A 20,944-nucleotide genomic window follows, 5' to 3' on the forward strand; every position below is an offset into this window, starting at 1 on the left:
GCCATGTGACGACGGGACTCGCGGGAATCGGCGGCGAGCTGGTCGGTTTGCCCGGCGTCGTATTGCCCCTCGCCAGTGTCGGACCGTTGCTCGATCGCTGTGAGCGGCTCGGCGACGTCGTCGACCGCTTGCGGATGCGTCGTGCGCTGTCGGGCATTCTGTGCGGCTCGGTCGAGGTAATCAGCGGCAGCAAAGTCTGCCTACCTACCGACGAAACCGACTTCAGGCTGCGAGGCCGTCTTCCGCTCGTATGGTCGCGTTGTTATTCGAGCGAGCAGCACGCGCTCGGGCTGCTCGGCGTCGGTTGGCGCACGAGTTGGGAAGTCACGCTGCACAAGCGGGACGATCAACTGCTCTACACCGACGAATGCGGCAGCACGCTCAGCGTGCCGTTTCCCGAGCGCGGGTCGCAGGTAATTGCGTCGGCTGCGCAGTTGCACATCGCGCATCTGAGCGACGGACGCCTCGTCGTCGCGGATCTGACGCCGCATTACCGCGTGTTCGGCGACTTCGACGCGAACGGAATCGCACGGCTCAAATACGTCGAGGATCTTCGTCAGCAGCGCATCGGCCTGATCTGGGATCCCGGCGGGCGCTTGCTGCGCATGCGTGGGACCTGCGGCCACGAGCTGCGCATGCACTACGAAGCGCGGATGGGCGCGCGTCTGAGCGCTGTCGAGTGTGTCGACGGCGGTCCCACCGGCGCGCTGGTCCAGTACGGCTACAGCCAGCGCGGCGAACTCACCGAGGTACGCAACCGGGTCGGCGAAATCGTGCGTCGCTTTGCATACCGCGATGGGCGGATCGTCGAAGAAGCAGACGCGCTCGGAATGGCGACACGCTATGTGTGGCAGACGATCGGCGGCGCCGCGCGGGTGATTCGACGAGTCACGTCAGAAGGCGCGCGTGAGCGCTTCGCCTACGACTTCGATAGCCGGACCAGTGAGGTCAGCGACGTCTTCGGCAACAGGGCGCATTGGCAATACGACGAGCAGGGCCGCGTGCTGTCGCACACGGACTTCGACGACCGGCGCTACCGGTTCGACTACGGCGACGCTGTCGCGCCGCTCACCATGCAACTGCCCGGCGAGCGGGTGGTTCATGTCGAATACGACGGGCTCGGACGCGTCGCGTGTGAGACGGATCTCCAGGGCGCAACCCGCTCGACGCAGTATGCGTTTGCGTCACGCGAGCCGGTGTCAGTCGCGTTGAGCGATGGCCGTGTGTGGATGTGGGCACGCAACGATCGCTTGCAGCCGTTGCACTATCAAACCCCGTCTGGAGAATTCACGCGTTTCGAATATGGTGACGATGGCGATGTCGTGTGCTCGACGGATGCGCAGGGGGTCGCCACGACCTTCGCGCATAACGCGTGGGGGCAGGTGACACGTCGCACCGGAGTTGGCGGAAGCACGACGGACTACGAGTATGACGTCAATGGTTACGTGGTCAGTGTGACCGACGCGCTCGGCGCGGTCACGCGAATCGAGCGCGATGGCCTCGGCCGACCGTTGACCATCACGCGTCCGGACGGACAGGCCGAGCGTCATGTGTGGAATGCGGCTGGCCAGCGGACGTCGTTCGTCGGCCCGAGTGACCGAAGCCGGCACTGGTATCGAGACCGGCGCGGCAATGTCGTACGCGCGGTCGACGAAGAGGGGCACGTGATCGTGCGTCGATACGATGCGCATGGGCGCCCGGTTCGAATCGAAAGCGCGAACGGCGCGTTGCAGTTGCTTCGGTGGAATGCGAGCAGTTGCCTGTCGATTACGGATGCCGATGGCGTGGAACGCAACTTCGACTATGCGGATACCGGTCAGGTCCGTTGTCTCACGTGGAAGGCGGGCGCGCAACAGCGTCGCGAAACGTTCGACTACGACCGCGCGGGCCGTCTGATCCGGCGTGAGACCGCGCACAACCGCTATATGTATCGCTACGCGCCGCGCGGATTGCTCGACTGCGTGAGCCGCGAGCCAACACGAGAAGGCGAGCTACTCGGAATCGGAGCGGATGAGATCCGCTTCGAACACGACGCCGGTGACCGTCTGATCGCCGAGCACGGCGCAAACGGCACACTGCGCTACACGTACGACGTCGTTGGCCGCCTTGTCGCGATTCAGCTGCCACAGGGGCAGGAGTTGCGTATGCGTCGCTTCGAAACTGGCGCTGTCGCGTTCGTCGAACTGGACGATCGACAGATTGCGCGCTTCTGGTATGACGCGATGAGGCGTCCGGTTGCGCGCACGCAAGGCCGTTTGCGCACGCATACGGGCTATTCGCCGCTCGGCTTGCCGGTGTGGTGGCGTTCGGTGACGGGGCGCGACGTGGATACGCCGGGCTGCGCGACAGAACCTGTCGCCGGATTGTGGCGCGAAGCCGATTACAGTCTCGCTGACGTGATCGTCAGGACGGGCGCCGAGGCCGACGGTCAGACGTGGTACGACTACGACCGGCGTGGCTGTCTGTTGCGCTCGGTGTCGGAGAAGGGGGACATCGAGTATTTCACGTGGGACGCCGCTGGCAATCTGCTCGATACGCCTGGCGGCAGCTGGTTCCCGGCCGTGTATCCCGACCACCGGTTACGGGAGTGCCGCGGACATCGTTATGACTATGATGTGTGGGGGCAATTGGTGCGTAGGCGTGGCCGCAACCATACGCTATCGCTCGATTGGGATGCGGAGGGGCACGTCATCGCTGCGCATCGCAAGGGCTATACCGTGCGCTATCAGTATGACGCAATCGGTCGGCGTATCGGCAGGCGTGTCGAACCCGCTTCGTCACGGCGCGCGCAGCAGTCATCGACGCCGGAACAGGACGAGCTCACGCGATATTTGTGGCAAGGACACAGACTGATCCAGCAGCAGCGCGCGATGGAACTGCGCACGTACCTGTATCAACCCGAGCCCGACCGCTCAACCGGCTTCGCGCCGCTCGCTTGCGTGGACCAGACCCTCACCGATGATGGCGCGATCAAGAACACGCAGGTCTATCACTATCACACTGACGTCGCCGGTACGGCCGTCGCGCTCACGGATGAGACCGGCCAGGTGGTATGGCGCGGGCGTTACCGGGCGTGGGGCAGTCTCGTGACGCCGGAGTGGCCAAGCAGCGACGCGTTTGCGCAGCCGCTTCGTTATGCCGGCCAATACGCGGACGATGAAACCACGCTGTGCTACAACGGTGCGCGTTTTTATGATCCTCACGCGGGCCGCTACATCAGCCCCGATCGCAACGGCGAAGGCGGAGCCAGTCCGTATCGCTACGCGCCGAATCCGCTGACGTGGTGCAATCCTGTCGGCCGCGCGACGCCGGAGGCGTTTCCGCGCGTCGTCGTCGCGGATGCGTCATGCATCGATGGCGCACCGGACCCGGCTCAATACCTTGCCGGCGTCGTCGAACAACTCCACGACGTAGCAGGCTGGGAGCTGGCCAAGTTCTGATTCGAAAATCACATGGAAGTCGAGCCAGCCGTTTTTCCGGTATCGGGAAAGACCGCTGCCGTCGACGGTCTCGCGGCGCAGTACCGTCTCGTCGTTGCCGTAAATCACGACGGTGCCTGACGTCGCGGCCCGCAGCGCCTGCTCGACGCCGGGCGTGACCAGATGCCTGTCGAATCCATTCTGATGTACGCACACACGGACGTCGTTTGCGCGTAGCAGAGAAGCTTTCCATGTCGCTTCGTCGGGACGTTGCGTGCCCGCGACTGGTGGAACATCATTCAATACCGACTGCTGGACACCGCGCCACTTGAAGCCGATGCCCGCGTAGGCCTCGTAATCGGCGAGCGTGCGTTCCGCTCCGAGTCCATACTTGCCGAACTCAATGCCAGCCAACGTTTCTCCGTCGATACCGAGCAGAGCACGATTGCGCTGCAACGAGCGCTCGTTGCGCGCGTGCCAAGGCTCGTCGATTTCACCCCGTTCCTTGGCCTCGTGATTGTGGTCGTTCCACATCTTGACGCGGTATGAGCGCAGATATTCGTGCCAACCGATCAGCCTGTGCGGACTGTACAGGTCATAGCCGTGGGTGAACGCACGGACGGCAAGCGAAATCTCCTCGCCGTGAAAGAAATAGTCAGGATCGTGCTGGACCGCCTGGGCAAAGTGACCGTCGGCAAATGCGAAGTGCGCGCTGAAGAAGCGCGAACGGACCGGGCGAATGCGCGTTCCCCAGTCGGAGAGTGTCTTCAAGCGAAACAGGACCACCCCTTCCCTGGAAAACCTTGCATAGGCCAATATCCCCGGCTCGTCGCTGGATCGAGCGTCGTCGTTCTCGGGGTCGTACATCGGAAGGTAGGCGGTCAGCACGGGTTTCGGACTTGCATCGCGCAAAGACTCCAGCATCTCGATTGCGAGCGTGTCCCATGCATCGACGAAGCGGTGGTGCGAATCGAGTTGCAGCGTGTAGCGCTCGCCGCCGTATCGCTGTTGGACCAGATTGCGAGCCCAGCATGCGCCCTGCGTCATCATGTGGGGCACGTCGATCAATTCGATTTTCGCTTCACGATGACTGAGATGTTGGATGGTCCAACCGTCGGTATGCTCGGTTCGCCAATTGCCAAAGCCGTGCTGCCAGAACTGGATCATCGTCTCGTCGTGCGCATGCTGCCAGCAGACGATGATCCGTAGTAGATCAGGTTTTCTAGCTTTCTGGATCAAATCCAGCAGGGTGGGGATCAACTGCGGGTCGCGATAACTCGCGATTTGCACGAAGATCGAGTGCGGCGGTGTGACGGATAACTGGGTCATGCGCGTTGATTCTGGTGGACCTTCGTCGTTGAATAGTCGATTCAAAGAATGGTCATCGTGACTGTTGCGGTTGCCTGGATCCTGCCTGCGCTCGGCGTTGCTGTTCCGACGCGCAGCACCGTCGCCTCGAGTGCAAACGGCGATTGCATCGCGCCCTGCGGTGTGTGGACGAGGGTGCTCGTCGGATCGTTGGGCCTGAAGATTGTGTTGGTTGAAACATCCCGCAAACGAATCGCGAGATGCGTCGCGCCGGTGTTCTTCAACAGGCTGCTATCTTCTGTATCGGGGGTTCCGGAAAGTACGGCAGTAATCGAAGCCGGTGGCGTGGGCCCGGTGCAGAGCACCGTAAAGTCGACTGGCCGGGTTGGCCCGCTTGTGGTCGATACTTCGCTTGGGCCGAACGTGCCGAAATCGATGTTCAGTGTGCTGGTATTGACCGAGCAACTTGGAAGAACCTTGACGTTGATGCTGCCGCCCGTGATGGTCACGACCCGATTGCCGTCACCCTCGGCGAAGCCGGCTCCCACGGTGTTGAGTATCACGTTGACGTTGCTTGCGATGTCGCCCGTTTTGACCAGTTCGATCTCGAATTGCGAGCCAATGCCGAAGCGCGCATAGATAACCTGATTGGGTTCGCCCGCGGGAAAGGACGGCGTAAACGGAAGTGGCGAGTTCACGCCGGTTGCACGAAGATAGGTCAAACGAAAGCCGATGCCTGGGACGTTCGTGTTATAGACGGTAGCCCCCAATACAACGGACGGCGTTGCGTTGGAATACTGCATTGATACCGCGCCCCCGTTGGTGCAGTCCGCGAAGTTCGCATAGGTCGCGTACGCCGGCGACAAGCCCGTGGCGATCACCGAGCCGACCGGTAACGCCGGATCGATCGATACCGAGCTTTCCCGGAACGGTATGTTGACCGTTAATGTTTGTCCCGCGATGTAGCCTTGAGACAGCAGTTCGGAAATTTGCGAAGGCTTCAACTGGATGCAGGTGGCGAACGCGAAATGGGGTATCGCGAAGCAAACCAGGATAAGAAAATGAATGAGTCTTTTCATTGGAAGTTGTTGGTTGACCGGCGGACTGAATGGGCTGACAGCGGGGAAAGTCGCACATGCGCGCACATCGCCTCAACTGTCGGCTACGTCCCATTTAGCGAGTAAATCGGCGGGAATGATATGGGCGAGTTCTGAAAACCGTTTGCCCACCATTCGTTCCGATTGGCGTAGCAAAACAATGACAGGACTGCTCGGTTCGTTTTGCTCGAACCATATGCGTGTTTCCTGAATGGCTGCGAGCGCGCTCCAGCGATCCATTGGAGAAGGCGCAGTGATTGGCAGATCGGCGGGAGCGTCGGACTGCGGTAGCGTCGCCGTAGCCACGATTGCCGACGCCGATCCGCGCACGCTGTCGTTGTCCTGCTTGTTGTCCTGCTCGTTGACGGCTCGGGCGGGCGCTGGCGCGGACCCGCCGCCGCCCACCCGATGCTGCGCGAATGGCTCCAGCGCTCGGGACAACGCGCCGAGATCGGGCGCGTCGGTGTCGAGCATCTCATCGCACCATGCGCCAATGCGCTGCGTCAGACACTGCGCTTCGACTAGTGCGGCCATTGCCGCGTCGCGTCGGCCCCACAATTCCTTGAGCAACCGGGCGACGGATTCAGGGGCGAGCGCGTCCTTCTGGCGCGGCGTCGCGAATGATTTTTCGATATCGCGCAAATGCAGTTGAAGCCCCGCGGCCCTCGGCATCGGGATGTCGCGCGCATCGGCCAGCGTGCCATCCGGTTCGACGAGTCCGCCGATCGCGTTGGCGAACATCGCCGCGTCTCGCTCGCCTTCGAACACGGGCAGCGGGTGGAGCGCTTCGCCATAGCATTCGAGCATCGCCATCAGCAATGCCAGTCCGTCGCGCAGGCCAGCCGCGCCGTCGAGCCGGGTTCGGCAACGCAGCAGGATCACCGCGAGGCGGATGTCTTTTGTCCGCAGCAGCAGCGCGCGGCAGTCGCGTTCAATGTCGGCCCAATTGGCCGTTGGCGGCACGTCGACGAAGTCGCCGTACTGCGCTTCGGCGCGTGGGGCCGCGGCCGCCTGCAGCATCACGAAGGCCGGATCGTATTCGAGATCGGGACCGCAAGGCGCGTGTGCGCAGACCGGTTCGAGCAGATCGGCGTAGCGCAGCACGACGGCGGGAGTGTTGGCGTTCATGCGAGGGAACTCCGGGGTCGGTCGTTGTACTGTTCAGGTTCGAAAACCATGCCGACGACCGGCAGGTCGTCGAGGGAATCACCGAGCCACGTCGAGTAGCCGAGTCTCTGCGACGTGCCGATGCAGGCGGGTGGCGCCGCGCGGGGGTTGACGAGCAGCTTGACCTCCCACGCGTATTCGTGGCCGACGAACGCTCGCACCCATTCGACGAACGTCGGCAAGTCCTCGCCGTGCGGCGTGAGGCGCAAATACTGATCGAGGTCGAGCGGACCCACGACGAGCCGGAACTTGTGTTGCCGGTCGGGAATTGCCTCGCCGAGTTGGGCGCATTCACCGATGATCGCCGCGGGCCCCGGCACCCCGAGCCTCGTATGTTCCGATGCGCACAGATGGATCCAGTGCGGCACGAATTCTTCGATCGTCATCGGAACACCGAAGTAATGCGAGAGCGTCGCCGCGATGCCGTGCGGAGTCCGCGCCTCGCGCACGAGGTGCGCCGCCGCGCTGTAGCGCGAGTGCGTGGGCAGACAGGACCGCTCCGCCTCGGCCGGGTCGACGCCGATCAGACTGGCGACGTAGAACGAAAACGTTTCGTCGCCGGCACGGTCGAGCGACGCGGTGGCTTGCCCCGATGCCCACGCGCGATAAAACTGCGACAGCGCGCGGTGATGGAACAGATCGACCAGCCCGACGAGCGCATGATCCTGGTGGCTTTCCACACGACTGTGAGCCAGCTCCGTCATATGCAGCGGCAGCGGCCCCTGCGGCCCCCACAGGCCGAGCCCGAACAGCCGCACGTCGAGGCGACCGTCTCGCATGCCGAGCGACGCGATTTCGCGTGGCGCAAACGCCAGAGTGGGTTGCTGACCGATCCGGAACGGCTCTTCTTGCGGCAGACTCGCGGTGCCCGGCAACGGCATCAGCGGATTGCGCGCGGCGATCGCCCGCAGCAGGCTCAGGAAGCCGGACTGCCACGGCGTGTCCGGATCGAACCACGCGTCGAGCGATTGCGGATCGAGCGATGATCGCGTTGGCGCGACGGCGCTCGCCATTGCCCCATCCATGCTCATACCGCTCCGCGTCCGCCCATGCGTGGCCGCCATTGGGTGATCAGGCCACGTTGCATCGAACGAAGTTCGGTTTCGGTGAACACGTTGATCGAGACGTGGCGCGCGAGGTAATGCTCGAGCACGAGGCCGAGCAGATACGGGCTGATGCCTGAGAAGCCGGTTTCGTCGACCGTCAGTTCGCAGCGCACGCCACGCCCATACACGAGTAGTCCGTCGCCCGGCAGACGCCGGACCACCGGTTCAGTGCGTGCGCCGACGAGTGCCTCGATCTGCCGTGCCTGTTCGCGCTCGCCTGGGGCGATGAAGAGGCCGAGCATGTTGCGCAGCGCCTGGCCGCCGTCGCCGTGGTCGAGTTCGGCGAGCGGCATGTAGTTGAAGCTCAGCTGCCTGATCAGACGCCACGCCGTTTCACCGCTCGCGTACGGCGCGCGCGGCGCGCTCGGTGCATGCACGAGGCGCACGCCCTCGATCGGCACGGAGTCCGACATCGTGAGGTCGGTTTTGCCGTTACGCGGGATCAGGCGCGGCAGGTCACGGTTCGTGACCCACGCTTCGACCGACAGGTAGCGGATGTCGTCAGCGTACGGCGCCTCCGCCTGATCGACGAGCGACACGTAGACCTCGGTCCCGATATACGGCGTACGGGTGCCGTACTTGCGTGCATTGGCCGACAGCGCGCGCTGCTCACGGCGCACCGAAAAATAGCGGCCGTGGTTGCCCACGTCGCTATGCAGCGTCTGATAAAGCGGATTGAACTCGACTTCGAGCGATGTTTGCGCTCGCTGACCGAATACGCGCGACACCGAAAAAATCTCGTAGTCGAGCGGCCGGGTGCGGTCGGCGAGCAGATGAAAATCGGTTTGCGCGCGATTGATTTCGACGCGGTCGGTGCGCTTGCGAAACAGGTTGATGACGGGCGTACAGAACAGCAGGAAACGCGCTGCGTCGACGTGCGCGGCCAGCTCTTCCGGCAGGCGGTCGAGCAGCAGCACGACCTCGGCCTCCTTGCTGTCCACGCGCGCGAGACCCGCCGCGAGCTGCGTCAGCGCAAAGAAATAGAAGCGCTGGCGGCATGCGAAGTATTCCTGAAGCAGGTTGTGGCCGTGAAACGTATTCCACGTGAGCGGCAGCAGACCCTGTTGCGCTTGCAGACCTTCAAATTCGACCGGTGTTTTCGCGACCACGTGCCCTTCGTCTCTCGACGCGCCGTACGCGCGCACGACGGAGGCGACGCTACCGGCGTGGATCAGCTCGAACAGATGCGAAGCGATACGTTCGTCGCCACCGATGTAAATGGGCAGCCGGTCGAAGTCTGTCATCTGGTTGAACTTCACTTCGCCTGTTGTGCGCAGGCGCAGCCGTAACGCGCCGCGCAATTGCAGGTGCGGCAACAGATGGCGATCGGTGTCGGGGATATCTGGCGGCACGGCGCTGAGCCGGGCTTCAGCGATCTCGATAGGCCATAGCGTGACGTCCTGGCTGCTGCGGAATTCGCACGCGGTTTGCTCGCCGGGCGGGATCGCCGAGCGCAGCATGCTTTGCCGGGGCACCTTCAGCCCTCTCGTGAAATCGCCTTCGCGCAGGCTCGGACGCAACTGCGCGACGGCGATCGACGGCGTCGGCGCGACATAGTTCGGATAGACCACTTCGAGCAGGCGCTGCGTAAAGCGCGGAAATTCGGCGTCGAGTTTGATCTGCGTGCGCGCCGACATGAAGCAAAACGCCTCGATGAGCCGCTCCACGTAGGGGTCGGCAACGTCGATGCCCTCCATGCCAAGGCGGCGCGCGATTTTCGGGTGCTGGGCGGCGAACTCGCCGGCCATTTCCCGCATGTAGGTCAGTTCGCGGCTGTAGTAGTCGAGAAATCGTGGGTCCATGTCAACTTCCCTTGCCGGAGCCCAGCTCGAACGTGACGTGATTCATTTCGATGTCGAATGCACTCTGGATGCGAAATTCCAGTGGATAGGGCGACCAGCGCATGAGGCCATGAATCTCGAACGCGAGCTGGTTGTAGCGTACCGGGTTCTTGCTATTGAGCGGCCGGATGCGCAGCGACTCCGGAATCAGCCGCGGCTCGAAGCGAACGATCGCGTTGCGGACCGTCTTCTCGACGGTTTCCCAGTTGCGACTGGTGAGGTAGCTACCGGACAACGCGGGAATGCCGTAATTGACGACCGACGCGGCTAGCATGGGGTAGCGCGCGATGTCCATTTCGTCGTCCAGGTTCGTGGTGTTGAGCAGCAGGCCGAGATCACGCTGGATGATGCGGCGCATGCCTTCGCTATTGGGCGCATAGGCCTCCGGCCGCTCGCTGCGCCGCGCGGGCGCATCGTCGAGCAGGCGGTCGATCAGCGACGGCATGTAGGCTTGCCGGTGTGGCGCGTCGGAGGTGGTCATACGTGCTCGTCGTGATTGAACCGGCATTCGCCGATGTCGAGCAGGCCGACGTCGCCCTTGTCGGTGCTCCAGGTTTTCTGGCCGAGCGCGATCACGCCGGTTTCCCCTACGTCTTTCCAGGTAGTTTCGCGCGAGAGCCGGGTGGCGGCGGGACCACTTTCCGAGCCGGGATAGCGCACCGGCAGGTAGCCGCGCAGGATAGTCGCGTCGCGTAGGTTCACGACGGCCGAGCGCCAGACGAGGTCGGTGAGCGCGGTGACCGGACCGAGTGTCAGCGATTTCATCGAGTCGAACGGCACCCAGCGATACCCGCCCGCGACCGTCAGCTCACACACGGGGCCCAGCCGGCTATCGCTATCGGTCAGCCACTCGAATGCGCCGATCTGCGTGCTGTCGCCGCGCGTGGCCGGCGCGGCGTTCAACGCGGCGCCGCGCAGTTCGTCGGCGGCGGCGAGGTTGCCCTCGCCCAGCTTGACGTTGGCTTGCAGCAGCGATTTCACCCACTCGGGCAGCGGATTGATCTCGCCCGGCGCGCGCTGACCCGCGAACACCTCGGCGCGGAACATCTCGCTGCGAATCAGCCCGCGATACATCTGGGCGCGCGATGTGCCTTCCGGCTCTAGCGTGGCCCAGGTTTGCAGCTGTTGTAACGCGCGTTTCCATTCACCGTCGAGGCACAACAGCTCGAACAACAGCCAGCGTTCGCGCACGTTCGACGGATGCTTGCGCACGTTGTCGATGGTTTGCTCCTTGAGTTCGCAGTAAGTCTGCGCGTCGAGCAGGCTGCGAAGTGTTGGCGTGTCCGACTTGGGCAGGTCAGCGGTTATTTTCATCTGAAAATTCAGGCTCTTCGTATTCGATCGATTCAGGCATGGCGATGTGGCTGTCCATACTGATCATGTGATGTTCTTCGCGCGCAAGCTGCGCGGTTCTGCTCGCACGGTGCGCGGGAATTCCGCGCGGCGCGAGCAGCGCGAGGATCTCGTGCGTTTCGTCCGCCTCGAAAATCTGCTCGGCACTGAACGAGTCAAGGCTATCGAGCAGGGTGTCGATGTTCTTCCCCTTCGTCAGCAGGTCGAACACCGACGCTTCAGCACGCGACGGATCGACAAGCTCGGCGAACGGATCGTGAGGTAAGCCGATGATCGACTCGCCATGATCTTCGGCCGACGCCTTGGGCTCGTGCGCGTTGCCGCTCTTCTGGCTCAACAGCGCGTGACGATATTCCAGCGTGAGCGCGGCGAGCGGGTCCGCTGCGTCGATGTCGGCTGCCAGAAGCTTTGCCATGCCGTCGTGTGCGCCGGGTTCCGCTGGATTCGGTTCGCGCCGCAACTGCAGCGGATCGTTATCGTCCTCGTCGGCGAGTGCGATCAGGTCGCTGAAGTCGTCCGGCTGCATGAGCACGGGCTCGATCCGGTCCGCGGCAGAATTCACGCTCGACGGTGGTGCCTGGACAAAGTCTCCAGACGTATTCGCTATTTCGAGAGGCGGGTTCCGTAATAAATCGGGCATAGGCTGAAGGTCGGTATGCGCGCTCGGCCCAGCGCGAGGCGAACCCTCCACGCCGGCGTGACTGTTCTCGCGTGCGACGGCCCACTGGCTTGCCTCACTCATTTCCGACAGATCGATTCGCGAAACGGTTGGAGCGAGCCGCAAAGACTGGATCGTTCGTGCGAAGGTCCTGAGCGCGCTTGCTTCGAAGGGCGAATGGTCCCAGCGTGCGTGATATCCAGTCATGGCCTGACCGGTATGCAACGGCGAATGAGATTTGCCTGGAAAGCGCGCATTTGTAAAAACTCTCTCGCCGCAGAAATAAAAGGATCACCAACTGAAAATGTGGGTTGGCGCGTGGAAGATATGAATGCTACTTCGCGCTCCTTGAGCGGAATATGGGCGACGGCCCAAATACACGCAGCGATCGACCGGCTATCCTTTGTCGCTCGATCAGTCTGGCCGGCGCGCTTTTTCGGATACCTGCCCGCGGAGCGCGAGATGCCGACGCGAGGCCACGCCTTTCCGCTACAAACATCTTTACCTGCAACGTCATCATGTCCATTTCACGCCACGCGTTGTTCGGCAAGCTCGGCGCAACGCTCTTCAGGAGCATCGAATCCGCAACGGCGTTTTCCAAGCTGCGCGGCAACCCGTATATCGAGCTCGCGCACTGGCTGCACCAGTTGCTCGCGCAGTCCGATAGCGACCTGCACCGCATCGTCAGACACTGCGGCATCAGCCGCGAACTGCTCGAGCGGGACCTGCAGACCGCGCTTGCCGCGCTGCCGTCAGGCGCGAGCGCGCTCACGGATTTTTCGCATCACGTCGAGACGGCAATCGAGCGCGCGTGGGTGGTCGCGACGCTGGCATTCGGCGACGGTCGGATCCGCGGCGCATGGCTGATGGCGGCGCTTGTCGAGACGCCTGAGTTGCGGCGCTTGCTGCTGGCCATTTCGCCGGAGTTCGGCAAGATTGCCGTCGACGGCCTTCACGATGCGTTGCCGGCGTGGATTGCCGGCTCCCCCGAAGCGGAGGACACCCCGTACGACCAGAGTGACTTTTCGTCGGCGGTGCCGGGCGAGGCGTCCGGTGCGCTCGCTGCATCGGTGAAGGGCGCGGCACTCGCGCAGTTTTGCGCGGATCTGACCGCACGCGCGCGCGCCGGTGAAATCGATCCGGTGGTTGGGCGCGAAGTCGAGATTCGCACGATGATCGACGTGCTGTTGCGCCGGCGTCAGAACAATCCGTTGCTGACCGGCGACGCCGGGGTTGGCAAGACGGCGGTGGTCGAAGGCCTCGCGCGCGCGATCGCGGCCGGCGAAGTCCCGCCGAAACTTGCCGACGTGCGGCTGTTGAGCCTCGACGTCGGTGCGCTGCTTGCCGGCGCGAGCATGAAGGGCGAGTTCGAGGCCAGGCTGAAGTCGGTACTCGAGGAGGCGGCGAAGTCGTCGGCGCCGGTCGTGCTGTTCGTCGATGAGATTCACACGCTGGTCGGCGCCGGCGGCCAGGCCGGCACCGGCGACGCGGCGAACCTGCTGAAACCGGCGCTCGCCCGCGGCACGTTGCGCACGATCGGCGCGACGACGTGGGCCGAGTACAAGCGGCACATCGAGAAAGACCCGGCGCTCACGCGGCGCTTTCAGGTGCTGCAGATCGCCGAGCCCGAGGAGCCGTCCGCGATCGATATGGTCCGCGGACTCGCGCGCACGCTCGCGAGCCATCATGGCGTCGTGGTTCTCGACGAAGCGATTCGCGCAGCCGTGACACTGTCACATCGCTACATCCCGTCGCGTCAGTTGCCGGACAAGGCGATCAGCCTGCTCGACACCGCCTGCGCGCGCGTCGCGCTATCGCAGCATGCGCCGCCGCGCGAATTGCAGCGGATACGCGAGCGCTTGCAAGCCGCGCGCGTCGAAGCCGAGCTGCTCGGTAACGAGGTGCGCATCGGGCTCGGCAGCGAGGCTGCGCTGGCCGACGTCAAGGCGACCATCGCGACGCTCGAGCTCGAGGAACGTGTTGTCGAAGCCGCCTGGCAGGCCCAGTCCGATGTGGCGAAGGCGCTGGCGCACGCGCGCGAGGTCGAAAGCGAGCGCGCCGCCGCAGCCGGACCTGAGGCCGAAGTGCGCGATCGCGCGGCGACCGCGCTGGAAACGTTGCGCGAGCTGGAGCGGACGTTATCGAACCTGCAGGCGGATACGCCATTCGTGTTCCCGGAAGTCGGCGAAGCGATCGTCGCCGACATCGTCTCTGACTGGACCGGTATTCCAGTCGGACGCATGATCACCGATGAGGTCAGCGCCGTTCAGGTGCTGCCCGCCACGCTGGCGGCGCGCGTGATCGGCCAGCACGACGCGTTGCAGCAGATCGGCGAGCGCGTGCAGACGGCGCGCGCCGGGCTCGCGGACCCGCGCAAGCCACTCGGCGTCTTCCTGCTCGCGGGGCCGTCCGGCGTCGGCAAGACGGAAACCGCGCTCGCATTGGCGGAGGCGCTCTATGGCGGCGAGCAGAACCTCATCACGATCAACATGAGCGAGTACCAGGAGGCGCATACGGTCTCGGGACTCAAGGGCGCGCCGCCTGGCTACGTCGGGTACGGCGATGGCGGCGTGCTGACCGAAGCGGTGCGCCGACGTCCGTACTCGGTCGTGTTGCTCGACGAGATTGAAAAGGCGCACGGCGACGTGCACGAAATGTTCTACCAGGTCCTGGACAAGGGCTACATGGAAGACGGCGATGGTCGCTATATCGATTTCCGCAATACGACCATCCTGATGACCAGCAATGTCGGCTCCGATCTGAGCGCGAGCCTATGCGCGGACGAAATGCTTGCGCCGGACTTTGACGGTCTGCGTTCCGCGCTTTCGACGGAATTGCTGAAGGCGTTTCCGGCCGCCTTCCTCGGACGCGTGACGCTGGTGCCATATCGTCCGCTGGGCTCGGATTCGCTCGCGCGGATCGTGCGTTTGCATCTCGATCGAGTCGTTCGGCGGATGGCGGACAACAACCGCATCGCGCTGAGTTATGCGGCAGAGGTGGTCGACTACATCGTCGGGCGCTGCCTCGTGCAGGAGACCGGTGCGCGTCTTTTGATCGGCTTCATCGAACAGCACGTGCTGCCGCGCCTCGCCCGGCAGTGGCTCGATGCGTTTGCAGCGAAAAGCGCGCTCACGCATATGACGATCGAGGTGACCGATCCGGCCGCGGCACCTGTTGAGGCGCTCGTGGTTCGGTCGTCCCGCCATGAGTAGTCGGCTTCGCACTCGGGGACCTGCATCGCGAATGACGAGTCGTTGATCGTGCAGCGGCGTGACGAGGCGGATAGCCGGACGGTCAGGGGCTGCATGGATGCATCGCAAACGCCTCTTTTGGCATTTTTTTGCGGGCCAAAGCGCTGGTTTTTGACATCATTTTCACATATGCATGTTCAATGCCACGCGGCATGATCGCCACACCACCAGAAATCGTCAATCGAACGGAATCCTTAAAAATTGCTCGCGTTACACGATCGGGATAAGCTATAAAGACAAAAAGATCCGCATCATGCATTTGCGGCGCCCGAAGTGAGGAGCACAAATGAAAGACGTGACGATCAGCGGGTTTGCGGCTTTAAACGAGCCATTGAAACTCATGCATGTCTTTCATACAGTATGAATGCGCGTGCGCAATCGACATGCGGTCATGGTAGGTTTTCGGCGCTGCCGTGCTGATCGTATGCGTCATCCATAGCGGGGCAACCATAGGTCGAAATCCGTTAAGCCTTTCAATTGCAACCGGAATGACTGGAGAACAACAATGCTTTTCTTTAATGATGGTTTCACATTCCCGAATTTTCTGGCCGACGTTTTCTCCATCTTCATCTTTATCCTGTGGTTCTGGCTGTTGATCACGGTGTCGAGCGACCTGTTCCGCCGCCATGACGTGTCCGGATGGGGCAAGGTTCTGTGGGTGATTTTTCTCATCATCCTGCCGTATATCGGCATCTTCGCGTATCTGCTCACGCAGCATCGCGGCATGGCGGAACGCGATCAGGCGCGGGCCAAGCAGGTGCGCGAAGATCTGCGCAATGTGGTGGGCTTCAGTGTCGCCGACGAAATCGAGAAGCTCGACAAGCTGAAAGCGTCCGGTTCGATTTCCGGGGAAGAGCACTCGCGTCTGCGCGCGAAGCTCGTGCAGTAAGCGTCGGTTACCTGACTGCAGCCATGGGCGAGCGGGCGCGTGGTCCGTGTCGCCTCGGCTTTTGCGCGGCGAAGGATCGTGCGATCGAACGTAACGGGAGGAACCCTTGCTTACCCGCCTCGCCCACGTTCGGAACGCTGCCGCGCGAACCGCGCGCGTGCCGCTGGCATTGCGCCGCGCCGCGCTCACGTGCGCGACGGCGTTGATGCTCGCGGCTTGCGCGCAACCGTGGCAGCAATTCCAGGCGGGTCAGGATCAAGCGGCGATCGTCGCCCGCATGGGTCCGCCGCGCGAAGTCTATGACCTGCCGGGGGGCGGCCGCCGACTGATGTGGCCGACCCAGCCGATGGGCTCGACCACCGTCGCCGCCGATATCGACGCTTCAGGCAAGATCGTGAACGTGCGTCAGGTCTTGCAGTTGAGCGAATTCAATCGCGCGGAAATCGGCAAATGGACGCGCGACGATGTGCTGATCAATTTCGGCCGCCCCGTGCAAACGCAGTTCTTCCGGCTCTCGCAACGCGAAGTCTGGTCATACCGTTATATCGAAAGCAACATCCACCACATGTTGTTCAATTTCGCGTTCGACACCAACGGCGTGTTGCGCGAGACGCAGCGCACGCCCGATCCCGTGCGAGATCGCGATTTGCGACGATTCTGAACTGTGAGCTATAGCAGCGACTCAATTGGCATAATCGACAGCATCCAAACACCGAGCCGTGCGTACCACGTCGTATTCGGTTCGGTGTCGTGGCGGGTTTCGACGTCGCCGTTGGTTTCGATCCAGTACAGCTTGCCGTTTTTGTCGAGATGCACCGCGTACGCGACGCTCGGCAGTAGCGCGAGAAACTTGCGATCGACCCGCGTCGCGAGTTCGGTGCTGTCGATGACGAGTCCAAGCTCGGTATTCAGATGCGCGGAGCGCGGATCGAAGTTGAACGAACCGACGAAGACCCGCTGGGAGTCCACGATGAAAGTCTTCGCATGCAAGCTCGACCCGGAGCTGCCGAACGGCCCCGGCGACTGTTCTTTCTTGTAGGTGGCGCCCGCCACGCGCCGCAATTCATACAGGTGCACGCCGTTTTGCAGCAACTCGACGCGCCGCCTCATATAGCCCGAATGCACGGCGACGACATCGGTCGCTTCGAGCGCGTTCGTCAACACCCGCACGTCGACGCCCTGGGCGGCGAGCCCGCTCAGATACTGCGTGCCCGTGTTTGCCGGCACGAAGTACGGGGAGACGAGGTCGAGCGACTTCGTCGGCTGGCCCATCACTTCGCGGAGCTGGTGGGAAATCAGCGCTTCCGGCGGCGCGTTGTTCAGGCCTTTCGCGGGGTCGTCGCTGATCATCTTCGTTTTGGCCCAGTCGAGTGGCAGCTTGTCGTCGAGCAGGTTCTGCACGACGCGCGGGCCGCGCAGCGCTTGCTTATACTCAGCGGCGGCAGGATCCTGCTCGATCGCCTGCGCATTACGCTCCAGCGTGGCCAGCTCATCGACGCTCTCGTGCGGCAGGATCTTCCCGACCGGATACGCCGACGCGCTTGCCCAGTAGCGGTCGAAATCGCGCGAGACGTCGGTCGCGGCCGGTCCGACCGCGAGTACGTCGAGGTCGGCGAAGACGACGCCGTCGGTGGCATCGAAGTACTCGTCGCCGATGTTGCGGCCGCCGAGGATCGTCGCGGTGGCGTCGGCGGTCAGGGACTTGTTGTGCATGCGCCGATTGGCGCGCGAAAAGTCGGTCACGAAGCCGAGGATTTTCGGGCTGCGCACGACGAACGGGTTGAACAGGCGCACCTCGATGTTCGGATGCGCGTCGAGCGCCGCCAGTGTCGGGTCGAGCGCGGAGGCGATGCCGAGATCGTCAAGCAGCAGGCGCACCCGCACGCCCCGGTCCGCCGCTTCGTGGATCTGTTCGAGCAGCAGCGTGCCGGTCAGATCGTCGCGCCAGATGTAGTACTGGATGTCGAGCGTGCGTTGCGCGGAACGGATCAGGTCCATGCGCGCGGCAAACGCGACATGCGCATCCGCCAGCGGATAAATGCCCGCCAGCCCCGCGTGCGCGGCCAGCTCGGGCGCGACCGCGCGACCGAGATCCGTGGTGGCCGCCACCGCGGGCGACAACGCATGCGACGCCTGGCGACCCTCGAGCGACGGTAACGGCGCGCAGCCGGCCAGCAGGCTTGCGCACAGCAGCGCGCACAGCGCGCCTCTCCATCGGCGATGCGGGAACGACGGGTGGTGTATCTGCGCTTGCATGGAGTCCAGGTCTTCGTTTGGGTCGCGCGAGCCGGCCGGTTCCAGAATCGGAACATCGCGTGGCGTTGCTCGACAAAGCTTCGCTCGACCGCCTGTACTGACGGTGTCGCGCGCATGCTTGCACGCAACTTGCATTGGTTGAGAAGAATACTATGAGCGCATGCCCATCGGTGCGCCGCCCGACGCTCTTGTTGCGCAAAGCGCTTTGTCCGATGATACGAGCAGGCTGCGCGAATTCGAACGGGGGCCAACCCGGCCGCGCATCGACCGCATGGTTTCCATGCAATCGAGCGTGATCCGCTCCGTGTCAGCGCAAAGGGTCATAAAGGGTCCGGTTCACGGCGCCTTCGAGCGTTTCGCCCACTGTGGAGTCGAGCAACGTGAAGATCTCCCGCTTGCTGCTTGCTAGCGTGCTGCTTTTCGTGGTGGGCACCGCGCTGCAGATGATATGGCCGCTCGCGCAGCCGGCCTCGTATCACCACTTCGCCGATCAACGCTCGCTGGGGCCGCTGCACCATGCTGCGGACGTGCTGTCGAACGTCGTCATTCTGATCGCCGGTGTGTTCTGTCTGCGTTGGGTTCGGCGCCATGCGTCCGACCAGCCGGCGCAATTTCCCGGCATGGTCGTCGCCGCGCTCGGGCTGCTCTTCACCGCGTTCGGCTCGGCTTACTACCACATGGCGCCGAACGATGCGACGCTCGTCTGGGACCGCCTGCCGATGACCATCGTGTTCGCCGGCATCCTCGCCATGCTATGGACGTCGTGGAGCGGACAGCGCGTCGGCTGGGCGCAGATGCTGATCATGGTGGTCGTGTCGCCCGCCACCGTCGGCTACTGGCTCGTGTTCAACAGCCTGTGGCCTTACGCGATTCTTCAGTTCGGCGGGCTCATGCTGATCGTCGGCCTGACGCTCACGCGCAAGGTGGACGGCGTGATCGCATGGACGCTCGTTATCGTCTTCTATGGGGTCGCGAAGATTTTCGAAAGCCTCGATTGGCAGATATGGGAGCTGACGCATCACGTGATCGCCGGCCATGCGTTGAAGCACGTGGCGAGCGGTCTCGCCGGCGCGGCGATGATTCTGGTCGCGAACGCGGCGCCGCGCTCCGTCGCGGGCATCGTGCCGCGCGGGCCGGGCGGTATCGGGCATTCGGGTACGTCGCGTTGAAGCCGCGCCATGGCGAAGTGACGCGGCCTCCGGCCGACGTCACTGCGGTTCGTACCACGAATACGTCGCCAACGTGCTTACCGGCGGCGTACCGATTTGCAGCGTGATGTCGCGCAACGACGTCAGCTCGATACTGCGCAAGTCGCCCATATAGCGGCGCGAATCGCCGTTGTCGTTGATATACGCGACCACGTCGCCCATGATGCCCGCGACGTTCGTGTTCGTCAGCGGCTCGCCCCAGATATCGAAGAACTCGCCGAGCGTATAGGTCTTGAGGTTCGGCGCTTCGATATGGATGATGCCGGTGTTGTCGTGCGTATGCATCTCATACGTGCATTGCGACAGGATGCCGACGTTCATCGGCAACGCGAGCCACTGCCCGTCCTTGATGATCGCGAGGTGCGCGTGCACGTGGTACAGCACGCTCATGTCCGGCGCGCAGGTCAGGCCGTCGACCGGCGTGCCGGTGCCGCCCGTCGAGGTCGTGCCGTTCGGCCAGAACGACGAGCCGACCACGCCTCCGAAGACGAGCGTGATCGGGTTCGGGTCGAACGGCGGCGGATCGGTCCAGGTGTAGGTGGGCACTTGGGTGACAGGCGTGCCGACCATGACCGTGATTTCGGTGTGCGGCTTCAGCACGAGGCTCGCGGGGTCGCCCGTATATTGCGTGAGCGTGCCGCCGTCGTTCACGTAGATCGCGATTGGCGAGGCGGTCAAACCCGCCACGTTCGACGCACTCAGCGTCTCGCCCCAGATCGAGAAGAACTGGCCGAGCGTATAGGTCGCGCCGGTCGTCGCGTCCATATGGATCTTGCCGCTCGAATCGACCGTGTGCACCGGATATGCGCAGCCAGTCGGCGTGGTCAGGGTCGGCTCGACCATGCCGATGTTGGGTGGCAGCGTCAGTAGCTGCCCGTTCTGGTAGATCGACAGATGCGCGTACGTGTACGCGGTACTGCGCAACCCGCAGTTCAGTCCGCTGACGGGCTGACCGGTTGCGCCCGAAGCCGTGACGCCCGCGGGCCAGATGGCGGCGCCGAGTGTCGTGCCGTCGGTGATCGGCGTCGCGGCGGCGAGCTTCGGTGTCGTGGCGCTCGCGTCGGATGCGCTCGACGGGCTCGACGCTGGGGCCGGACTCGATGCCGGTGTCGGACTCGACGCGGGCGCGGGACTCGATGCTGGCGTGGTCGCGCCAGCCGCGCCGTTCGAGCCGGTGCTGGCCGGGTCGGCGCCGCTGCCGCCCCCACCACCGCCACAAGCGGACAATGTCCACATCAGACCCACTGCGACGAATCGCGACCCCAGCCGTTGCAGCATCTCGTACTCCCATGTCGTGAGGTGAGAGGATGCGTGCAATCGGACATCACGCACAGATATAGCGCGGACATCGCACGGGCACGCGCGGCGCGGCTTCGCTGCATGGATTCGGC

General features: G+C 63.5%; 16 protein-coding genes. 5 read left to right on the forward strand and 11 right to left on the reverse strand.

Annotated features, from left to right (window positions below; genetic code table 11):
- Positions 1-5: 5 nt before the first annotated feature.
- Entirely contained in the window at positions 6-3,440 is a 3,435-nt protein-coding gene (locus OKW37_RS38940) for an RHS repeat-associated core domain-containing protein (protein WP_429402028.1), read from the forward strand.
- Here OKW37_RS38940 and OKW37_RS38945 read toward each other — a convergent pair.
- The 8 genes from OKW37_RS38945 to OKW37_RS38980 all read right to left on the reverse strand — a co-directional run bounded on the left by OKW37_RS38945 (position 3,345) and on the right by OKW37_RS38980 (position 11,853).
- Positions 3,345-4,748 carry a GlcNAc-transferase family protein gene (locus tag OKW37_RS38945; RefSeq protein ID WP_429402026.1) on the reverse strand — a complete coding sequence of 468 codons (1,404 nt, stop codon included), beginning with the start codon at positions 4,746-4,748 and terminating at the stop codon, positions 3,345-3,347. The genes OKW37_RS38940 and OKW37_RS38945 overlap by 96 nt on opposite strands.
- A 41-nt stretch (positions 4,749-4,789) precedes the next feature.
- On the reverse strand, positions 4,790-5,806 hold the full coding sequence (locus OKW37_RS38950) for a fimbrial protein (protein ID WP_429402024.1): 1,017 nt from the start codon (positions 5,804-5,806) through the stop codon (positions 4,790-4,792).
- Between the two features lie 72 nt (positions 5,807-5,878).
- Positions 5,879-6,952: an ImpA family type VI secretion system protein gene (locus OKW37_RS38955; RefSeq protein WP_429402022.1), complete on the reverse strand. Its 1,074-nt coding sequence runs from the start codon at positions 6,950-6,952 to the stop codon at positions 5,879-5,881.
- Positions 6,949-8,016: a type VI secretion system baseplate subunit TssG gene (gene tssG / locus OKW37_RS38960; RefSeq protein ID WP_429355274.1), complete on the reverse strand. Its 1,068-nt coding sequence runs from the start codon at positions 8,014-8,016 to the stop codon at positions 6,949-6,951. The genes OKW37_RS38955 and tssG overlap by 4 nt, the downstream gene beginning before the upstream one ends.
- Before the next feature lie 2 nt (positions 8,017-8,018).
- Complete coding sequence (gene tssF, locus OKW37_RS38965; RefSeq protein WP_090810718.1) at positions 8,019-9,899, reverse strand: type VI secretion system baseplate subunit TssF; 1,881 nt, start codon at positions 9,897-9,899, stop codon at positions 8,019-8,021.
- Position 9,900: 1 nt separating this feature from the next.
- Complete coding sequence (tssE, locus tag OKW37_RS38970) at positions 9,901-10,419, reverse strand: type VI secretion system baseplate subunit TssE (RefSeq protein WP_429402020.1); 519 nt, start codon at positions 10,417-10,419, stop codon at positions 9,901-9,903.
- A complete protein-coding gene (locus OKW37_RS38975; RefSeq protein ID WP_429402018.1) occupies positions 10,416-11,252 on the reverse strand; it encodes a type VI secretion system accessory protein TagJ in 837 nt (278 codons plus the stop codon). Before OKW37_RS38975 ends, tssE begins: the two co-directional genes overlap by 4 nt.
- Positions 11,236-11,853: a TagK domain-containing protein gene (locus OKW37_RS38980; protein ID WP_429510117.1), complete on the reverse strand. Its 618-nt coding sequence runs from the start codon at positions 11,851-11,853 to the stop codon at positions 11,236-11,238. Before OKW37_RS38980 ends, OKW37_RS38975 begins: the two co-directional genes overlap by 17 nt.
- Before the next feature lie 614 nt (positions 11,854-12,467).
- Between OKW37_RS38980 and tssH the strand changes: the two genes are divergently transcribed.
- Positions 12,468-15,161 carry a type VI secretion system ATPase TssH gene (tssH, locus tag OKW37_RS38985; RefSeq protein WP_429402014.1) on the forward strand — a complete coding sequence of 898 codons (2,694 nt, stop codon included), beginning with the start codon at positions 12,468-12,470 and terminating at the stop codon, positions 15,159-15,161.
- 82 nt (positions 15,162-15,243) lie between these two features.
- Here tssH and OKW37_RS38990 read toward each other — a convergent pair whose 3' ends face one another.
- Positions 15,244-15,459: a hypothetical protein gene (locus OKW37_RS38990; protein ID WP_187616464.1), complete on the reverse strand. Its 216-nt coding sequence runs from the start codon at positions 15,457-15,459 to the stop codon at positions 15,244-15,246.
- 246 nt (positions 15,460-15,705) lie between these two features.
- On the opposite strand from OKW37_RS38990, the gene OKW37_RS38995 reads away from it, so the two are divergent.
- Positions 15,706-16,089 (forward strand): SHOCT domain-containing protein, encoded by a 384-nt coding sequence (locus OKW37_RS38995; RefSeq protein ID WP_184045085.1) that lies wholly within the window; start codon positions 15,706-15,708, stop codon positions 16,087-16,089.
- Between the two features lie 106 nt (positions 16,090-16,195).
- Positions 16,196-16,750 (forward strand): hypothetical protein, encoded by a 555-nt coding sequence (locus OKW37_RS39000; RefSeq protein ID WP_429402012.1) that lies wholly within the window; start codon positions 16,196-16,198, stop codon positions 16,748-16,750.
- Between the two features lie 8 nt (positions 16,751-16,758).
- Here OKW37_RS39000 and OKW37_RS39005 read toward each other — a convergent pair whose 3' ends face one another.
- The gene (locus tag OKW37_RS39005) at positions 16,759-18,345 is read right to left on the reverse strand and encodes a phospholipase D family protein (protein ID WP_184061786.1); all 1,587 of its coding nucleotides are present in this window, start codon (positions 18,343-18,345) and stop codon (positions 16,759-16,761) included.
- Positions 18,346-18,725: 380 nt separating this feature from the next.
- On the opposite strand from OKW37_RS39005, the gene OKW37_RS39010 reads away from it, so the two are divergent.
- On the forward strand, positions 18,726-19,514 hold the full coding sequence (locus OKW37_RS39010; protein ID WP_187616462.1) for a hypothetical protein: 789 nt from the start codon (positions 18,726-18,728) through the stop codon (positions 19,512-19,514).
- Positions 19,515-19,553: 39 nt separating this feature from the next.
- Here OKW37_RS39010 and OKW37_RS39015 read toward each other — a convergent pair whose 3' ends face one another.
- Positions 19,554-20,831 (reverse strand): hypothetical protein, encoded by a 1,278-nt coding sequence (locus OKW37_RS39015; protein ID WP_429402009.1) that lies wholly within the window; start codon positions 20,829-20,831, stop codon positions 19,554-19,556.
- Positions 20,832-20,944 lie beyond the last annotated feature (113 nt).

The organism is Paraburkholderia sp. MM5482-R2, from assembly GCF_050436125.1.
In the GTDB taxonomy this organism is placed as follows: domain Bacteria; phylum Pseudomonadota; class Gammaproteobacteria; order Burkholderiales; family Burkholderiaceae; genus Paraburkholderia; species Paraburkholderia tuberum.

Coding starts and splice junctions, on each gene's coding strand:
- OKW37_RS38990 (WP_187616464.1), bottom strand. CDS start 15,459: ATGCATGATGCGGATCTTTTTGTCTTTATAGCTTATCCCGATCGTGTA.
- OKW37_RS38955 (WP_429402022.1), bottom strand. CDS start 6,952: ATGAACGCCAACACTCCCGCCGTCGTGCTGCGCTACGCCGATCTGCTC.
- tssH (WP_429402014.1), top strand. CDS start 12,468: ATGTCCATTTCACGCCACGCGTTGTTCGGCAAGCTCGGCGCAACGCTC.
- OKW37_RS38995 (WP_184045085.1), top strand. CDS start 15,706: ATGCTTTTCTTTAATGATGGTTTCACATTCCCGAATTTTCTGGCCGAC.
- tssG (WP_429355274.1), bottom strand. CDS start 8,016: ATGGATGGGGCAATGGCGAGCGCCGTCGCGCCAACGCGATCATCGCTC.
- OKW37_RS38950 (WP_429402024.1), bottom strand. CDS start 5,806: ATGAAAAGACTCATTCATTTTCTTATCCTGGTTTGCTTCGCGATACCC.
- OKW37_RS39005 (WP_184061786.1), bottom strand. CDS start 18,345: ATGCAAGCGCAGATACACCACCCGTCGTTCCCGCATCGCCGATGGAGA.
- OKW37_RS38945 (WP_429402026.1), bottom strand. CDS start 4,748: ATGACCCAGTTATCCGTCACACCGCCGCACTCGATCTTCGTGCAAATC.
- tssE (WP_429402020.1), bottom strand. CDS start 10,419: ATGACCACCTCCGACGCGCCACACCGGCAAGCCTACATGCCGTCGCTG.
- tssF (WP_090810718.1), bottom strand. CDS start 9,899: ATGGACCCACGATTTCTCGACTACTACAGCCGCGAACTGACCTACATG.
- OKW37_RS38975 (WP_429402018.1), bottom strand. CDS start 11,252: ATGAAAATAACCGCTGACCTGCCCAAGTCGGACACGCCAACACTTCGC.
- OKW37_RS39015 (WP_429402009.1), bottom strand. CDS start 20,831: ATGCTGCAACGGCTGGGGTCGCGATTCGTCGCAGTGGGTCTGATGTGG.